The sequence below is a fragment of the Paenibacillus sp. V4I5 genome, from assembly GCF_030817255.1.
In the GTDB taxonomy this organism is placed as follows: domain Bacteria; phylum Bacillota; class Bacilli; order Paenibacillales; family NBRC-103111; genus Paenibacillus_E.
The window spans coordinates 2,577,111-2,595,786 of sequence record NZ_JAUSZB010000002.1 but is presented as its reverse complement, the minus strand read 5'-3'; the positions used below and the strand labels follow the sequence as shown (position 1 = coordinate 2,595,786).

Below are 18,676 nucleotides of genomic sequence, written 5' to 3'. Positions count from 1 at the left end.
AAAGGACTTCCCACCTTGCGGTGGTAGAAGTCCTTTTTTTGTGTGGAGTGAGTTGCCCGGCCTTTCATACATAAAATGACGGGAAGTGGGAAAACTTTTCCATAAGACATAGTTATAGTTATTCCTATGAATTTGGTGGTGGCGAGCTCTTGAAATCTTGGACGAAAACGCTACATCAACTATTTAACAGAAAGAAATCAACTCCCCCCCTTTCACAGGAGCGGGAGCCAATGGAGCAACCCGATTTGCAGCAAAGCCTTTATCTTGATATTGCACTGAACATCGCTCAAATCAAAATGATTTTTGGACATAGCTCCGATATTGTAATCGGCGAATTGTGCTTGGATACCGAAAATAACAATAAGATTGGCTACGTATACTTAGATCAATTAGTTAATAAATCATTTTTTCAAGAAGTGACGAATGCTCTACTTACAGGAACAGCCCAGCTCATCGAAGCTATAAATACCGGTTTATATGATTCAACAGATTTGATTAGGAACAGCATTCATGCCTGTGGAGAAGTCAAAACGATCGAAGATTTTCAAGTATTGTGCCAGAATATGTTATCTGGTGAGACTGTTATTCTAATCGATGGCTATGCACTTGCACTTTCTGTGAATACGGCTGGCGGAGATATGCGTTCTGTGGAAGAGCCTTCAACGCAATCCGTCGTAAGAGGGCCTCGTGATGGATTCACGGAATCGATCGGCACGAATATATCCCTCATTCGCAAACGAATAAAGAGCCCCAATTTATGGTTAGAAACCATGGCGATTGGCAGAGTCACTCAAACCACAGTGTCTATCATGTACATAAATGGAATCGTAAATGACAAAATTGTTGAAGAGATACGTCTCCGGCTTGTACGAATCGATATTGATGGGATTCTGGAAAGTGGCAATATCGAGGAACTTATTCAGGATGAAACCTTAACGTTTTTTCCAACTCTGTACAATACAGAGCGACCCGATGTCATTGCGTCAGGACTGCTTGAGGGTCGCGTGGCCATCCTAGTAGATGGAACTCCCTTCGTGCTTGAGGCGCCCGCACTGTTCACCCAGTTTTTCCAATCCGCTGAAGATTATTACCAACGGGCTGAATTTGCCACACTTATTCGCATATTGCGATATATGTGCTTCTTTATTTCTTTGATGGCACCTTCGTTCTATATCGCCATAACAACATTTCATCAAGTGCTATTGCCCAGCTCGCTTCTGTTTAACTTAGCCGCCCAGCGAGAAGGCATACCTTTTCCGGCTTTTGTTGAGGCACTTCTTATGGAAGTTACCTTCGAAATCCTGCGTGAAGCTGGTGTCCGTCTCCCCAAGACAGTAGGCCAAGCTGTTTCTATCGTAGGTGCCTTGGTTATTGGGCAGGGTGCTGTCGATGCAGGGTTAGTTTCACCGGCAATGGTAATTGTCGTTGCCATTACGGCTATTTCCAACTTTGTAATCCCGGCTTTTAGCATGGGCATTTCCATACGCATTATACGGTTTATTCTGATGATTTTTGCCGCAACGTTTGGTTTATTCGGAATCACCGTTGGCTTAATCGCGATGGTCCAACATTTATGCAGCTTGCGCTCCTTCGGTGTGCCGTATATGGCTCCTATGGCACCTTTTGTCCTTGATGACCAGAAAGATACCATTCTTAGATTCCCTCAATGGGGACTATTCTCTAGACCACGTTTCATCAGTCAAAAAAATAACATTCGGGAAAATAATACCCCAACAACGAAACCAACACGGAAGTAAAAGGGAGGAGGGCTATGCCAGATGAAAAGATTAGGTCGTATTCTTTGTACACTTATCTTATTTAGCGCCGTGCTCTCCGGTTGTTGGGATCGACATGAATTAAATGATCTGGCCATAACGGTTGGTGTAGGAATAGATAAAAGTGGAAAAGATTATCTAGTTACAGCACAGATAGTGATTCCGAGCGAAGTAGCAGCTAAAAAAGGGAGTGGCTATAGTACTTCAATTACAACCATTTCAGCGACGGGGGTTTCAACGTTAGAAGCAGTTAGAAAGTTGACGACATTAAGCCCTCGGAAAATATTTGCTTCTCATTTACGTATCCTCGTGATTGGCGAAGAACTTGCACGGGAAGGTATTTCCAAGGTGATGGATGGCCTCGCAAGAGATCATGAAGTCCGATCAGATTTCTTTATAATTGTTGCCAGAGACACGACGGCTGCCAGTATTCTTAAAATTTTGACCCCAATAGAAAGAATTCCAGCTAATAAAATGTTTAAAACACTAGAGTCGTCTGAGAGAGCGTGGGCACCAACCATTAGCGTTGAACTGGATCGGTTTATTTCCAACCTTGCTACACCTACAAAAAATTCTGTACTGACTGGAATTCGGATTCAAGGAGATAAGCAGAAAGGAATGTCGGAATCTAATTTATCAAAGACTACGCCTCCTTCTTATTTGGAGTATTCAGGAATAGCTCTATTTAAGAAAGATAAGCTTGTAGACTGGCTTAACGAAGAAGAAAGTAAAGGATTTAACTACATCATGGGAAACGTTAAAAGTACGATGGGGCATCTCAACTGTCCCCAAGGCGAAACATTATCCATTGAGGTCAACCGAACAAATACAAAGGTTAAAGGTCAAATTGTAAACGGCAATCCAGAAATTAACATAAGTTTATTCGTGGAGGAAAATATAAGTGAAGTTCAATGCCAGATCGATTTGTTGGATCCTAACACCATTCATGAACTAGAACAAATCACTGAAACTAAGCTAAAACAGATTATGACTTCTGCAATTAAAAAGGCCAAACAGAACAAAGCTGATATTTTCGGCTTTGGTGAAGCCATAGAAGATGTCTCCCCCAAGACCTGGTTGAAAGTAAAATCGGATTGGGAGAACGAATTCTCCAAGTTGAAAGTGAACATCGATACCGATGTTCATATTCGTGGTTTGGGAACAACGAATAATTCGATTATCGAGCGTTCAGGGGAGGATTGATTCGAATGCTAACAATTCTCTTGAACATGATCATTGCTTCCAAACACCTAACCCACTTGACTTGATTACCTTCTTCTATAAGCCTGTCAGTGATTTCGTTTTTGGTATCCTAAAGTAGAGGTGTGTCCTATGATCGAGAAAGGAAAAATTGGCGTCCATCAATTTACCATACTAACTATCCTGTTTACAATTGGCAGCTCTATTCTCATAGCTCCCTCGGGACTTGCTTATGAGGCTAAGCAGGATGCATGGATTGCCTCTATTCTGGGTCTACTTGTCGGTTTATTGCTAGTTATCCTGTATCAAGCGCTTGGAAAACGATTCCCCCAACAAACATTGGTTGCTTATAGTGAGGAACTTATGGGGAAGTGGATGGGAAAAACGGTGTCCTTACTTTATTTTTTCTTTTTTTTCATTCTGGCGGCACTCGTTCTTCGCAATCTTGGGGATTTTATCTCAGCACAGGTTTTAGTGGACACGCCACTGCCATTCACACATATCTTCTTCTTAGGCGTCATCATTCTTGGTATTCGAAATGGGTTGGAGACATTCACTCGAACTTCGGAAATTTTCCTGCCATGGGTATTAATATTCTTCTTCCTTATGTGCGTTCTACTCCCCACCGAAATGCAAATTGACTGCTTGAAGCCTATTTTTGGCTATGGATTGAAACCTATCGTACGTGCAGCGGTTCCACTTATTGGAACTCCATACTTGGAGCTTGTTGTCTTCTTAATGATTATTCCTTTCGTGAATTCAACGAAAAAACTGAGGAGATCATTCCTAGTCGGGGTTTCCATTGGCGGAAGTTTATTAAGTATCATATCGCTCTTATCCATTCTTGTAATGGGAGATGCTTTAACGGCAGTTCTAATGTATCCGAGCTATAGTTTAGCCAAAAAAATTAGTATTGGTTCTATCCTTGAACGTCTAGAGGTCTTCATGGCAGGGATCTGGTTTATTACCATTTACTTCAAGCTTTCCATATGCTTCTATGCGGCCACAATGACTTTCGGTGAAATATTTAATCTGAGGGATGTTCGGCAGCTTTATCTACCTTTGGGCATGATATTAGTCGTTCTTTCGGTCATTGCTTACCCTAACACGGCTTATTTCATTCAATTTGCGTCTAAAATATGGGTCTTCTATTCAGGGACATTCGGGTTTGTCATCCCTCTGTTATTACTCGTTATGGCTATTTTTCGAAAAACACGATAACGTTAGGTGAATAGAAAAAGCAGCGGAATCTCCGCTGCTTTTATCGTAGGATTAACCTTTATACTTTTGGAAAAAGGCTTTGAAAGTTTCTGGCGTGTTACCACCGTTTGAGCCTGGCTCAGGAACTCCGCCCACAATTCGCTCGACTTCTACACCATTTTTGTAGTAGACAAGTGTAGGTGTGGATTCGATTTTATATTTCTGCCAGCCATCCTTGAATTCCTCCAAGTTGAACTGTTTAACATCAATACCAAGCTCTTTTTGTATCGGAACAAGAACAGGGGTCGTTACTTTACAATGTGGACAGGTCGAAGCGTAATAATATTGGAAAAATGTTTCTTTGTTCTTCAGTCTTTGATCCAAATCCTTCGGTAGAATGAGGTTCTGGTAGTTCGGATCCGTTAATTGTTTCACTGTTTCCGGATTTAATTTGGATGCGGCAACGCCATATGGATTGCCTGCATTAGCTTTGTCCGAAGATTTGGTAGACTGCTGATTAACGAAATATAAGCCTCCAAATAAAACAAGAACAATGCCTAGATAAATAAGCAGCTTCTTCAATGTATGCACCTCTTTATAATGTTTACTTTCTACTACCTTCTATAAAAAGTATAGCATATCCTGTTGGTATTTTGAAAATAATTGGCTGTTTGGTGACAAGTTAGATATAATACCGATATTAAAAGATGAAAGAGAAGATGTCCGGATGACGAAGCAGCTGCCTGCTCTTTTTAGAGAAAAGATGATTGATTTATTGGGTGAAAATGAATTTGAGCAATTTCTGGAATCGTATGACCAACCGAGAACGTTTGGATTAAGGGTGAACACAGTAAAGGTGGAAAAGGCGGATTTTTTGGCGAAAAGTCCATTTGCGCTGAGAGCGGTGCCTTGGGTTTCCGAGGGGTTTTATTATGAAGAAGGTGAACGCCCGGGTAAGCATCCCTATTATCATGCTGGGCTTTACTATATTCAAGAGCCAAGCGCAATGGCTCCTGTAGAATTGCTGCAAGTACGCCCAGGGGAGCGTGTACTCGATTTATGTGCCGCACCTGGCGGGAAGTCAACGCAAATAGCCGCTAAGCTTCAAGGCGAAGGGGTTCTTGTTGTTAATGACATTCATTCTGATCGTGTGAAGGCACTAGTGAAAAACCTTGAGCTTTTGGGTGTTAGAAACGCGATCGTTTTGAATGAGAAGCCGGAGCGGATGTTAAAGGCCTTCCATGGCTATTTTGATAAAATATTAATAGATGCGCCTTGTTCGGGTGAAGGGATGTTCCGCAAAGAAGAAGAGATGATGCAGCAGTGGGAGCGTCATTCTGTTCAGGAATTTGCTAGCATGCAGAGAGAACTGCTGGGTCAGGCTGCCCAAATGCTTGCGCCCGGTGGACTGATTGTTTATTCGACCTGCACGTTTTCACCGGAGGAGAATGAAGCGCAGATCGCAGAGTTTTTGGACAAGCATTCGGCGTTTGATGTGGTTCCGGTAGAGGGGTTTGGTGCTGGAAGGCCGGATTGGCTGCGGTTGCCTTGGTGTGAGGGGGAGTTTTCTGACCGCGCTCGGGAGGCGGTGGCTGGGACTGCTCGGCTTTGGCCGCATCGGTTGCGGGGTGAGGGGCATTTTGTTGCTGTGCTTCGGCGGGATTCGGATGTGGAAGCTGTCGTAGAATCTTTTGAAGCCGACGTTATGTCGGCATCAGTAGCGGGGAAGCGCAGCAGCCGTGAGGCGCTGCGGAAGGGGCGCGCGGAGACGTCGACTCGCGCGGCTGTGAGCTTGGAGCCGCTGGAGGCGTTCTCGGGCGAGCTGCTGCGCAGCGAGCCCTTCGCACTAGAGCGGCTCGTGTGTTACGGCGAGCACGCGTATGCGTCGCCGGCAGGTTTGCCCGAGCTGCACGGACTGAAAGTCGTGCGGCCGGGCTGGTACATCGGCGCGCTGCACCGCGGCCGATTCGAACCGTCCCATGCGCTAGCCATGGGACTGCGCATGCTCGAAGCCAAGCGAGCGCTGAGCTTGGCTTCGAGCGACGAGCGAGCCCTTCGGTACCTGAAGGGCGAGACGCTCGAAGTCGCGGAGAGCGAGATCATCCGCGACCCGGAAGTGACCAAGGCAGCCAAAGGCTACTGCCTGGTCTGCATTGAAGGGCATCCCGTCGGCTGGGGCAAATGGCATGACGGGATGCTGAAGAACGAATACCCGCCCGGCTGGAGGTGGACCTAAGCGGTCATGAAACAAACACAAAGGCTCGATAAAATACTCGCCCATGTAGGCATCGGCACACGCTCTGAACTCAAACGCCTGGCTAAAGAAGGCGCGATTTTCGTCAACGGTGTGAAAGTCAAAGACAGCGGTATGCAGGTGAATCCCGATACCGATATCATCACTGTAAACGGTGAACCGGTGATGTACCGTGAATTCGTTTACCTCATGATGAATAAACCGCAGGGGGTCGTCTCTGCCACAGAAGACAATCGTGACCGCACGGTTGTGGACCTTTTGGATAAGGCCTATGCACCATTCGAGGTTTTCCCTGTTGGACGCCTGGACAAGGATACAGAAGGCTTTCTTTTGCTAACGAACGATGGGAAATTGGCCCACAATCTTCTTTCTCCACGTAAACATGTACCCAAAACCTACTTCGCGAAAGTGGAGTGGGAGGTAAGCGAATCAGACCGCGAAGCATTTTCCCAAGGCGTTACTTTGGACGATGGTTATGAAACACTTCCTGGTATTTTAAAAATTTTAAAGACCGGCAAAGAGTCTGAAGATGAGCCTTCGGAAATCGAACTAACGATCATGGAAGGCAAATTCCATCAAGTGAAACGAATGTTTCAAGCCGTAGGCAAAAAAGTCGTATACTTGAAACGAATTTCGATGGGGCCACTTGCCTTAGATCCAAGTTTAGAATTGGGTCAGGCGAGAGAGTTGAGTAAAGATGAACTTCTTGCTTTGCAGAATGCCACTTAAAGTTAATAACGAATCACACGCACAGTCACGGGATTGTACGAAACAGATTGTGCGTGTTTTATTTTGGATCTTGCTAACGCTCTTCCCATTTCTTTAAGATGGATGCAATAATCTCCTTTTTGGTCTCCTCAGCAAGTCCGTTCCTTAGTTCTGTGATGAATTCAATAAAGAGTAACGACAAAAGCTCATTCAGGTCCATACCTAAAGGAATCTCATACTTACAATCCCAATCATCGAAAAATACGGCTATTCGGTTGACTTCTTTTGGATGGATGTCTATATTAAGGGTCAAATAATCTCTTGTACTGGCCAAACTAGACACGTTAGACAAACTCCATTGAAACTTCGCAACTCTATTGATATCTCGCAGATTGTTACCTACAACGTTAGGATTCGTGGTTAAAAAATGACTGTAGGTTTCTCTCAAATCCAACAAGTAATCATACAAATCTTTATCTTGGCGTACGTGATCAAGAAAATTATCAAATAATAGTTTTACGAGGAACGTTATATTCATACCAAGCAGTTCTTGATTTGTTGTGTATTGGATATCCTCAATAAAAACTTCTGCCCGGTTAAAAAAATCGCGAGGTGCACGGACTTTAACGGTTTCATACAATTCAGGTGTTTCCTTGTTAAAAAAACTAGTCCATGATTTTAAAGTTAGCATACAAGCGGTCCTCCTTTTCTTCTCTATTACTACTTATTCTAAATCTAGCACACATATGACAATCGTTATGGCAAAAAGAGCCTATGATCTGCCGTTTCAAATAAGAAACAAGCAGCCACAGGCCCTATACTATTGGAATTACAAATTGCTTTGAAAACCAGATCTATTCAACGTACTATACCGTATACCAGAGTTCAGCGTGGAAATAAACATGATATTGTTCGATATTACGAGGTCCGTCACAGCCGCTTGTATGTTCATAGAGCGAAGAATAATGCGCCCCTTTAAATCAGATATTTTATAAATACCTGAGTTCGCGCACGCGTAGACATCTCCGTTATTGGCTACCAAGCGATAGATGAATATACCTTCAAACTGTATTTGTTGAAAACCGCCATTTTTATTCCCCAGTACCAAACCACCTTTGGCTGTTGTTCCCAAAACCATCTGATTGTATACTGCCAAGCTCTTAATCGGCTGATCCATGGAGACACTCCACCATTCGCTCATAAACACATCATAGTAGGCGATACCTTCTTCGTAGCCAAGAAAAAGAAAATGCGGCGTGACCATTAGATCGAATGTTTTCTTCTCAGGATAAGCGAATGGCAGCCATTTCCCATTACCTCTACACATCAATCCACTATCCGTTAATGCTAACTGATCTCCCCAACTTAGTGTATGATAGCAGGGGGCACGTAATGACGTTGCTTGCCAAACATCATCATCCAATCGATACAGCCCATGGTTTGTAGACGCGAATAATTGTGCATCTACCCAATCAAGTCGATGGATCAGGATTCCTTCAGGGAAACCCTGGGAAACGCGTTCCCAGGAGCGAAGGGCGGAGAATTGATACACGCCTGAACCCAATGTACCAGCAAATAAAATCCCATCATCTGAAGCGGCTAATGTTGAGAAGCCGAGCGGCAGCATATCATAGGTTGAGTGCCATAATTGATTTGAATCCATGAAGCTCCTCCTACTATTTACATGATAGTTCGTCCGGTACTGGATGTGGTGGCGCAGCACGAACAAGTGCGGCTTTCGTTATAGACCTCTTTTACAAGTCGAAGATAATCCATCGATTTACTCAGATCGCAGTCCAGTGTAGATATGGTATGACGTTCGCCACTCATCAACTGAAAGATACTCAGATGTTCTGGAAGCTGACCGAATGCCTTATAGCAGAATACGACTGTCATATGGACGAATAGTTCCATCGCCGCTTGACACGGATCTATCATATATTTATGGATAACGAATGAACTCTTGAATGATTCCATGACCTGAACGATCATCGATAGACTAATGTCAAGCTCTTTGACCCAAACATTCATATTTTCGAACAGTATAAGGGGGTTTTCCGAGCTACCAGTATCTGATAGGAAACCATACAGATGAGCGGTCACAATGTGTTTGACATCTTCATAAAACTCTGACGAAAGGAACTTATGTACTTTATTGGTCCATCGTCGATCAAACAATTCGGTCAGTGTTTGCTTAGTTCTAGATTTAGGATACAGGGAATACCACTCGTTAATAGCGTGATACGCTGCATATTGGGTTAATTGCTTCCAATCCAAGTCTTGGGGAGATGTGTGACCATGTTCGGAAAAGTAAGCACGTATCCAACTCTCGAGTTGGTAATCGGCAAGTAGCGGCAGTGATGCAACCTTATACTCAGTTTGTATGTTCATTGTAAATTTATAATTAGTGGACTATACGCCCAACGATTGCACGAACTGTTTGCCGAATTGTCGGCATAGTGCTTTGTCATCCTTTGAAGGAGACAGTTCAATCTTTAAGCCATCCAGAGTTACTTCCGCTCCTAGGTCCTTCAGTTTCGTCACTAATGTATCAACGGCTGCTCCATACTCGGAATAGGAAGAATCACATGATCCGAATACTGCCGCCTTTTTCCCATCTAACTGAATGTCATCCATCTCTTCGTAAAAGTCGAGAAAGTCGTCTGCTAAATCTCCGTCTCCCCATGTGTAACTGCCAAGTAGGATACCGTCATAGTGGGTAATCTCCTCAGCGTTCGTATCGATTACGTTCTTTACAACAGGCTCAATGCCTACCTCTATCAATCCTTCTGCAATCGCATCTGCCATCTCTTCCGTATTACCTGTCATACTTGCAAAAACTATAATGATTCTACTCATCCTAATTCCCCCTAATTGTTATGATGTCATATTCCTGCTTACGAAGTTCTCCGGTTTGTAAAACAAATAATGTCGATAGTTCCTGTACATTCATGGAATTCGTATTCTCTTGAGAATAGGTCCACTCCTGATCTCGGTGACTTTCCCTGTTTTTAACCATTTCAAACAAAAGTCCCACGTTATAACACACTCCAATCTGAATAGTGTTTTATTGATAATGATTTTCATTTTCATTTACTGCTTTAAATGATAACCATTCTCATTTGTAAAGTCAATCCATTTGCAACAATTATCTTAAAAAACTTTAAGTTCAAGGAGGAGGATAACGAAGCGGAAAAGTAACATCTTAAAATTAGAGATTTACAAAACTACTAGTTTATGGTATTTTCAAACAAGAAGAATATGGAATGTGTGCGGAAGAACCGCCCATGTGTCGCTGTGTGCTAGGCGATTGCTGGGCGGTTTTTTATGTAATGCGATACTACCGATAATGATATGTCACGTTTTGTATATACGGAGTGACCAATAGAAAGAGGGGATTATTATGAGAAAAAGGTTTTCAATTATTTTATGTTCGGTACTATGCGCAGCATCCATTGGGTATGATGCGATTAACTCCTCAGCACAAAGTCCCAGCAAGTTCATGGACACATCTCAGCATTGGGCAGAGCTTTCCATTCAAACAGCCGTTGAAAAGAAATACGTGGATGGTTATGACGATGGAAGTTTTAAACCGGATTTACCGATTAGTCGTGCAGAGTTTATCAAAATGTTATCTTCTGCAGCAGGTGAAAAAGTAGAAAAGGTTGAGGGAAATGATTGGTACGTGCCTTATGTTAACAGGCTGAAGGAGTTAAGTGTTATTCCAGTGGAATTTCCAGAAAGATATAATGAACCACTTCAACGCTTTGAAATGGCTATGTTAAGTGCTCGGAGTGTGGATAAAGCTCTGAAGGGGTCAATGCTTGATGCTGTTCAATTAGGGTTGATTCATGGTGTTAGTACGACAGATTTAGCGCCTTACGGGACAAGTACTCGAGCACAGGCGATAACGATTATTGAGCGTATCTTGTCCGTAAAAAAAGGTGAAAAGTTACCGGTAGATAAGTATGCGATTAGTCAGGCACTGATTGAGACGGCGAATAGTAATGTCGAGTATGTTCTTGGACTAAAGCCCAAGAATATTGGCGAGACATGGAGTGCGGGGCAGGGTGCTACGGTTACTTTAGACCAGGTGGTTATTGCAGATCCGTCGGATGAGAATGATCCATATATGGCATATATCGATATGTCAAAATGGCATCGTAACGTAGATAAAAACAGGGATATTGTGGTGTTAGCAAAATTCACTGTTAAAGTAGAAGAATTGGCTGAGGACAATTTTAATCTTTTCGTCAATCAATTTATCACTTTATATGATCGAACTGGAACTTTGCTTCTCTCTATGGACGGATTACCAAGAACTGTACGTTTCGCTGTCCCAGGAATTTATTCGGGTTATGTAGCTTATGGTATAAAAAAAGACCTCGCTAAAACTGGTTTAGTATTTGACGTGATAGGTAGTGAGGTTGATGTGGCAAGGCCTTAGGAGGTAATTATTTTGCGAAGCTTAATCTCGAGGATCGTTTTAATTTTATTAATATCACAGTTAATTGCACCTTTTATTGATAGTTTCCCAGCGAGTGCTGCTAGCTCCAAAACTTTGTATTATGATTATGAACAAGGATTATTTAAGGAGTATTTTGTGGATACACAGTATTCTGCCTCAGCGTCAAAGCAGATAAATAAGGATATTAGTCCTTTTTTATCTGGTACTATTACTTCCGTAAAAATATTTAATAATGGAACAGAACTAGCATGTTCGAGCTGTTTTATGGGTTCCACAATTAATATAGCATCCTTAAATGGGATCGAAATTCCTGTATATGGTATATCTGAAACAAAACCAGGACACCAAATTTATAGACAACCTCCAGGAATTATATGGGAACACATGGGTGAAGAGACTCCTGCTGTTGAGTTTAACGGCGTATACGGAAATCCTTCTCCCTATCCTGGTCGTATACCTACTGCAGGAAGATATAGGTATACAGCAATGCCTTTCGATTATCGTGTTATTGGAGGTACAATAAATGGACCAGATTTACGTTATAACTATGATACAGATCAATACAAAATTTCAGGTCAATCTGATTCACCTGCAAGCGGAGATGGTATAAAAGATTTTAGTAAAGAAGGGTGGGCAGTTACAACTGCTTATGAGGTAGTTCGACCCAATCGTTGGTTTTTGGATGAGTCTTCTGTCTCACTAAAACTCGGATCACCTGAAATAACAGATGGCGATAAGTTAGTCCAGAGTGCCATCGCAATTGTTGGAGCTGAACAGCATCCAGATTCACAGGCAATTCCGTTATCATATGGAAAAGGGAAAACAGACGGCCAAGGGATGATCAGAACAATGCTAGCCCTTGACGATTCAGTGGGTCCTACAGACTATGAAGAACTGGATGCAATCACGGGGGGCCAAACACCACCATATGGTCTATTACGTAATTACCACATGTACGCTATCGGCAAATGGAAAGGCGAAACCTACAAGTACCAAACCCACATAGAAGTCACTTTTGTTCCACCCGACAAACCCGATCTAGCATCCATATCCATCGACGCAGGCGCTTGCGTACTATCAAATGTTAGCACCAACCTCACCATCAAGTTCAAAAACTCCGGAGTATCCATCTCAAGTGGAACATCCTTCCAAGTAACCCTAGCCGCAGACGGCACAGTGTTCAAAACTTTTTCCTACACATCTGGTTTTACCTCAGGAGAGACCAAAACCGAGATTATCCCCTACACCTTCAGCAGTATGAAAAGCATCACGCTAGCCGTTGACTCCAATGACGTTGTCTCAGAAACAACTGCCTCTAATAACATACTTACTCAGATCATTACTCCCCAAGCCAGCTGTACACCAAGCGGTGGAAACTTTAGCGGAACTACCTCAGCCGATAAGCCCTCAATTCCTTGGAAAGATTCCAACCTCATTAAAGCAGATTGGACGATTCCCTCTGGTTGTACACCTGTTAGAGGTAGGTTCATTTTATCCCAAACTACGGGTGCATATATTCAGTACGGTTGGAGTTCGCTAAGTAGTACTTCTGTGAGTGATATGTCCATTTTTGCTTATGGGATGATGGGTTTTACGGGTTATCCAGGCAATATTACAAGCGGCGAAGTAGTTATTGAATATAAGCTTGAGGATAGTTGTGGGGGAACTTCATATTTCTATGAAGGCAAGTTTACAGTTGGTCCAAAACCTCCGAATAGACCACCTCAATTTGAGATTGGATGGTTTGCTGATGCTGATTACTATAGTAGGACTCCTATATCCGATTCCATTGTTGGTGATAAATTAAATGTAAGGTTGTTGCCAGAAATTGCACCTAACCACTACGATCCTGACGATGATATCGTAACTTTCGAGTGGTTATTTCCAAGCAGCTCAAGTAATTGGATCAAGAGCTTTCCTTCTATGGGTTATCTAAAGGGTGAGGATAAGCTTACATGGTTAACGGCATCGACAGCCGGTGACCATACTATAACTGCGAAAATGTGTGATGATAAGGGAGCTTGTACACAAAAGGATGCAACCATAACTATCATGCGTCCTGAGCCTTTACCCTGTATTAACGTACCAAACCGTGTCGTACAAAACCGCCCACTTGCAGCTAATGCGATAAATGGAGCTTGCAGCAAACCAGCTAAGAACAGAACGATAACGGAGTATTTTTGGACGAATAATCTCCCCGTTTATCCCAATGTCGGTATAGAGACTGTAACCTTAGAAGTAAAGGACAATTACGGAGTACGCAGCTTGCCGGAAAACATAGCAATTAAAAACATAAACGTTGTAGAGGATAAACCTCCAGTAGCTGTTATCAACCTACCAATCTTTGCTGTAAGAGGAAATGTTCAGTTCAGGGATTTATCTTACAGTCCCGATGGAGATGTAATCGTAGAAACGTCAATTACATATGTGTACGATAGCAATGACGATGGAATTTTCAACGACCATATGCCTTTAAATATACCGATATCCGTTGGTGGGCCGGCTATTCTTACAGCTCCTAAGGTAGGTAAGTATAGATTAACGGTAAAAACAAAGGAGGATTGGGGTTTAACGAATACCAGAAGCTATGTGGTTGATATCAAAAATGACTCTCCCGAAGTTTCGTTTACGGTCACAAGTGCGAATCCAGAACCTCCTTTGTTTCATACAACACTGGAAAATGAAATGCTAATGGCATATGGGGATCAGTGGCAAGGTTCATCTTTAACTAATCCTAATTTGAATAAAGTTAAGGATATTGGATTTACTTACAACACTGCTACCAATGGTTTAACATCTCATTATGGTAAACAGCCTTTTAATGGCCCTGCCACTGGGTTAACTATTACCCCTGAACAGTACCAAAAAACAAACTATAACGCTTGGCATACTTTCCCTGTTCCTCAGTTATTTAATACACAATTTTTGGGTAACAGATATGGAGTTGGTTCTATTGGTTCCATTCCATTTTTTGACGGGACTAATACTAGGATAGATGGAGGTTTGGGAAATACTTATGATTATGTACAACAAAAGTATATTCCTAATAAGCCTACACCGGATAATCCAGGCAAGTATCTAGCATATGATGCTAAAGGTGGAGCTTATTCAGTAGACTACAATGCCTACAATTATAACGATAATGATTATATTGAGACATGGACTATTTATCGTAAAACTGCTGATGGTACAGTATCTTGGAAACGTTCTGGTCAATACAACTATGATGGCTGTTCTGGTGACTGTTCTTCTAGTGAAAGTGGAGTAAGATCACCTCATCCTAACTTGAAACTAAACAATGATGGAACTAAGGTATCACTTGGAGGTACCTATTCCTACGGATGTTGGTGTGTAGTGACGACTTGGCTTGATGTAGAGACTGGTTTAGAAGTACCTGCGAATACAGTAACACCTGCTCCTACTCTAACGGGCATTTATGAGGACTCAGAAGTATATCTATATCGAGAACAACCAATGAATTTAACTACGGATACATATAGTTCTGGGAGTTGGGGTTCTAGTAGTAACCGAGCAGGAACGATTAGTGAATACTTTGTTTCTTATAATAAACAAACAGGTGTTACTAAAAAATTAGAAATATACAAAGATATCTACTTTAATAATCGTTCTAGGTATGAGGATGGCAGCGTAATACGAGGTGACGGTTCAGATAGTGATAGTTCAACCTTAGTCGATGTGAATTATTCTGTATCGGCTGATGGATATGTCTATATCGTTGATGGTATGAACAAAATCGTTGTTGCCGATAAGTATGCAAACCAACTCGCATCATATACGACCAAAGGAACTAGACCAACTAATACCTTCTCTCACGAACAAACGCTTCAAGAGAGGTTTAGATATACGGTATCCTCGGCAGGATTAAGTGCAGATGGAGAGTTTCAAGTCGTTCTTCAAGAAGAGCATTATAAGTTGAGAAGATGGAACTTCCAATGGACGTCTTGTGGTTCTTGTAGTGTAGGCAGCTATGTTTCTCACTATGATGAAGATGATAGTCAATCTGAACGTAAATTCTACTACTATAAGATAAATGGTGGAACGACTAGTCCTTCTAGCTACGCTTTAGCGGAAATTGGTCAAACCATGAAGAAGGATACGAGTGTTGCAGACGCAGATTACGTGTTCGATTTCTTACAATCAAGTGTGAATACGAATGTGAATGCCCCTTCGGGTTTAATCTTCAGGGCAACTAATAACAATACGATGTATCGATTAGAGTTTACAACAAACAAAATAAGCTTATCGAAGTTCGTTGGTGGTGTGCGTACCGAGTTACAGTCAACGCCAGTCTGGTTGTCTACGACCTCTTTTAACAACATGAAGGTTAGTGTTAGAGGTGGAAAAATAAAGGTACGGATGGGTACAGTTCCTATTATGGAAGTAACCGATCTTGCAATAACAGAAGGTACTTATGGATTTTTCATTGGTGGATATGGCTCTCACTTCCGTAATTTCTATGTCAAAGTGCCGATTGTAGACAACAATAAAATTAGCGATACCGGCATTGTGGGGGAAGAACTGACGTACTCTACGGAGTTTGTGGATCCTGAAAGTGACGATCATTTGATTAGTAAGGATAAATGGAAGTACGAGCAAACGAACTCGACGAAATTTTTAGATTCGGGGGATGGTAAAAGTGGACTTTCAGCCTACAATAATCAAACATTTAATGGAGATCCGATAAAAACACTAGATAAGGTAGGGGTTTATAAATTAACCTTTATTGGTGCAGATGATCCTACACCTGTTGGCTTTAAATATCCGAATTCAGCCTTTGCTGAGTACATGTCTGAATCTGACCCGTATTCTAGAAATGTATTGATCCATCGTAGACCTATAGGGGTTTTGAATGTAAATCAAGATATCTATTATAACGTAACTTACGATGATCAGAGCTATGATCCTGATCGTTGGTTAAACAGCTGGACTTACTCTACGGAACCAACTGGCATTGATTATTCGGCTTCTCGAGGAATAATTGAGCGAAGATATGAGTACATAAAACCAGATGGTACAACGGTAAATGGAAAATTAACGAGAGTACAAGAAATGGGGGCTTATACGTTTAGGGTAGCTGTTAAAGATGAATACGGTGCGTGGTCTGATTGGGCAGAAGCTATATTGTGGCTAGACTCACCACCTGCGAATCATGCGCCTTTTGTTGATATCACGAGCCATACAAGTACGGATATGAATAATCCGTCTGGAGCAGCAGGGAGTAATCCTTTATTTACTTGGAATGCGGTAGATTACGATGCTGATAGCCGAATTGTACGCTCGGAAATAGACGTGCAATACTACTATTACAACTACTACAACAATCCGCAATATCAATGGGTTAGTCAGAATAACCCCGTTGTTGCTAGAACGCATAATTCGCTTAGTGATGGTAACGTTGTTTCGTTGAATTATTCCTACCCGATGACCGTACAGCCTAATCAAACATATAAGGTGAGAATTAGAGTTCAGGATGAGAAGGGTGAATGGTCAGGCTGGTCTGAGAGATATTTCGCAAAGGGCTTTCCTCCAACCGCAACGTTGACATATCCGAATGGCTCACAGTCTAATCCTACACCTATCACTTCTGGATTTTTGCAACCTTCTTGGAATCAGAGTGACCCAGACACTCCTACGGAATATCGCACATTCCAATACCGTATTCTAGACGCTAATGGTGTTCAAGTTAAGTATAATCAGTATGGGAATGTGTACGATGCTCAAAGATACGGTAACTATGCACACTTTTGTAGTTATGATAGCGAAAGTAATTCTTGGAACGACTGCGATTACTATACAATCGCTACTACTTGGAATACTCATGCTACAGAGTGGTTTTATCTTCCTTACATCCAGGATCAAAATGGACCTTTCCAAGTTCAAGTAAGAGTTCACGATGAGAGATACTGGTCTGAATGGTCAAACACTGGTTGGTTCACAACCAATAGACCTCCAGTAGCCAGCATGACGATTCCGAGCGGGACGCAAGCTGCGCCTACCATTTTTTCCGAGCTGCGGCCTACTTTTGAATGGAGCCAAACCGATCCTGATCCGGGTACAACCTTCACTTATTTCCAAATGCAAATTACCAATGAGGCTAATGATGTATTGTTACTGGACTCAGGGCAGTTCTATCAGGGGACTAATGCAAACGTAGGGAATTGGATGGTCAATCAGGAGCTGCCAGCTGGTCAAAAACTCCGCGTCAGAGTCAGAGTATTTGATGGGGCTACTTGGTCAGATTATTCAGCCCAAACATGGTTTTATATCAATCGAGCGCCTGCAGCTGAATTTGATTGGACTCCAAAGCCGGTTTGGGAGGGAGAGGTAGTGACAAGCATCAATACCTCTTTCGACCCAGATGGTGATGTTCTAACTTATGCGTGGAAGTTAGAGCAGCCTGATGGGGTTACAACTACTTTTTCCACAAAGGATTTTTCGCATCACTACCTAGTGCCTGGTATGTATAAGGTGTCGTTAACTGTATCAGATGGACGTCTTTCCAATACCGCAGTTAGAATGATTGCTGCAATGCCCTTGACGATACAATCGGATGTAACTTATACAGACAACTGGTTGATTTTGCATGAAAAGAGCGGTCACCAAACAGTTTCGGCACCTAAGGACTTCTACTCTGGGGAAATTTTCATAGTTTCTAGCAAGAGTTCACCTGCTCCTGTGGACGAAGTGACAGCTTGGATTGATACGACAGGGTTAGATGGGCATGCGCTTTATGTGACTGAACGTTTAGTTGCAGCGGGAGGGGATGCGACCTCTTTTAGCGGAGAACTATTTGATGCGAAATTCCAGTCATTCGCGGAGGGCTTGCCTCAAGGGCTGCAAACCATTCATTTTCAAATTCGTTACCACAACGGTGTTGTGAAAAAGGAGGACATTCCTGTCCAAATCATTGGCAATGTCAATAAGTCAGTCGGAGTTCATAGGGTTCAATAATTGGTGGCAGTTATCTTCGGATAACTGTCTTTTTTTTATGTAAATCGATGAATACACAATGTTCCTATGGTACAATAAATCGATAAAAAGGCGAAGTAC

General features: G+C 42.3%; 12 protein-coding genes. 7 read left to right on the top strand and 5 right to left on the bottom strand.

The window, feature by feature from the left end; all coding sequences use genetic code 11:
• Window positions 1–230 precede the first annotated feature (230 nt).
• The 3 genes from QFZ78_RS13670 to QFZ78_RS13660 all read left to right on the top strand — a co-directional run bounded on the left by QFZ78_RS13670 (window position 231) and on the right by QFZ78_RS13660 (window position 4,196).
• Window positions 231–1,757: a spore germination protein gene (locus tag QFZ78_RS13670; RefSeq protein WP_307548238.1), complete on the top strand. Its 1,527-nt coding sequence runs from the start codon at window positions 231–233 to the stop codon at window positions 1,755–1,757.
• A gap of 21 nt (window positions 1,758–1,778) precedes the next feature.
• The gene (locus QFZ78_RS13665; protein WP_307548236.1) at window positions 1,779–2,978 is read left to right on the top strand and encodes a Ger(x)C family spore germination protein; all 1,200 of its coding nucleotides are present in this window, start codon (window positions 1,779–1,781) and stop codon (window positions 2,976–2,978) included.
• A 129-nt stretch (window positions 2,979–3,107) separates the two neighbouring features.
• Window positions 3,108–4,196, top strand: a complete 1,089-nt coding sequence (locus QFZ78_RS13660; protein WP_307548233.1) for a GerAB/ArcD/ProY family transporter — start codon at window positions 3,108–3,110, stop codon at window positions 4,194–4,196.
• Window positions 4,197–4,247: 51 nt separating this feature from the next.
• On the opposite strand, the gene QFZ78_RS13655 is transcribed toward QFZ78_RS13660, so the two are convergent.
• Window positions 4,248–4,757, bottom strand: coding sequence for a thioredoxin family protein (locus tag QFZ78_RS13655; RefSeq protein ID WP_307548231.1), 510 nt, complete (start codon window positions 4,755–4,757; stop codon window positions 4,248–4,250).
• A gap of 145 nt (window positions 4,758–4,902) precedes the next feature.
• Between QFZ78_RS13655 and QFZ78_RS13650 the strand changes: the two genes are divergently transcribed.
• Together QFZ78_RS13650 and QFZ78_RS13645 are read left to right on the top strand one after the other, a co-directional pair.
• On the top strand, window positions 4,903–6,411 hold the full coding sequence (locus QFZ78_RS13650; protein WP_307548229.1) for an RsmB/NOP family class I SAM-dependent RNA methyltransferase: 1,509 nt from the start codon (window positions 4,903–4,905) through the stop codon (window positions 6,409–6,411).
• Window positions 6,412–6,417: 6 nt separating this feature from the next.
• Entirely contained in the window at window positions 6,418–7,158 is a 741-nt protein-coding gene (locus QFZ78_RS13645) for a pseudouridine synthase (protein WP_307548227.1), read from the top strand.
• Between the two features lie 73 nt (window positions 7,159–7,231).
• Here QFZ78_RS13645 and QFZ78_RS13640 read toward each other — a convergent pair whose 3' ends face one another.
• The 4 genes from QFZ78_RS13640 to QFZ78_RS13625 all read right to left on the bottom strand — a co-directional run bounded on the left by QFZ78_RS13640 (window position 7,232) and on the right by QFZ78_RS13625 (window position 9,996).
• Window positions 7,232–7,828 (bottom strand): hypothetical protein, encoded by a 597-nt coding sequence (locus QFZ78_RS13640; RefSeq protein WP_307548226.1) that lies wholly within the window; start codon window positions 7,826–7,828, stop codon window positions 7,232–7,234.
• 138 nt (window positions 7,829–7,966) lie between these two features.
• Window positions 7,967–8,800, bottom strand: coding sequence for a beta propeller repeat protein (locus QFZ78_RS13635; protein ID WP_307548224.1), 834 nt, complete (start codon window positions 8,798–8,800; stop codon window positions 7,967–7,969).
• A 17-nt stretch (window positions 8,801–8,817) separates the two neighbouring features.
• Window positions 8,818–9,528: a hypothetical protein gene (locus QFZ78_RS13630; protein WP_307548222.1), complete on the bottom strand. Its 711-nt coding sequence runs from the start codon at window positions 9,526–9,528 to the stop codon at window positions 8,818–8,820.
• A gap of 21 nt (window positions 9,529–9,549) precedes the next feature.
• Entirely contained in the window at window positions 9,550–9,996 is a 447-nt protein-coding gene (locus QFZ78_RS13625; RefSeq protein WP_307548221.1) for a flavodoxin, read from the bottom strand.
• Window positions 9,997–10,540: 544 nt separating this feature from the next.
• Here QFZ78_RS13625 and QFZ78_RS13620 point away from each other — a divergent pair.
• Entirely contained in the window at window positions 10,541–11,584 is a 1,044-nt protein-coding gene (locus tag QFZ78_RS13620; protein WP_307548219.1) for an S-layer homology domain-containing protein, read from the top strand.
• Between the two features lie 12 nt (window positions 11,585–11,596).
• On the top strand, window positions 11,597–18,577 hold the full coding sequence (locus QFZ78_RS13615; RefSeq protein ID WP_307548217.1) for a PKD domain-containing protein: 6,981 nt from the start codon (window positions 11,597–11,599) through the stop codon (window positions 18,575–18,577).
• The last annotated feature ends 99 nt before the right edge of the window (window positions 18,578–18,676 follow it).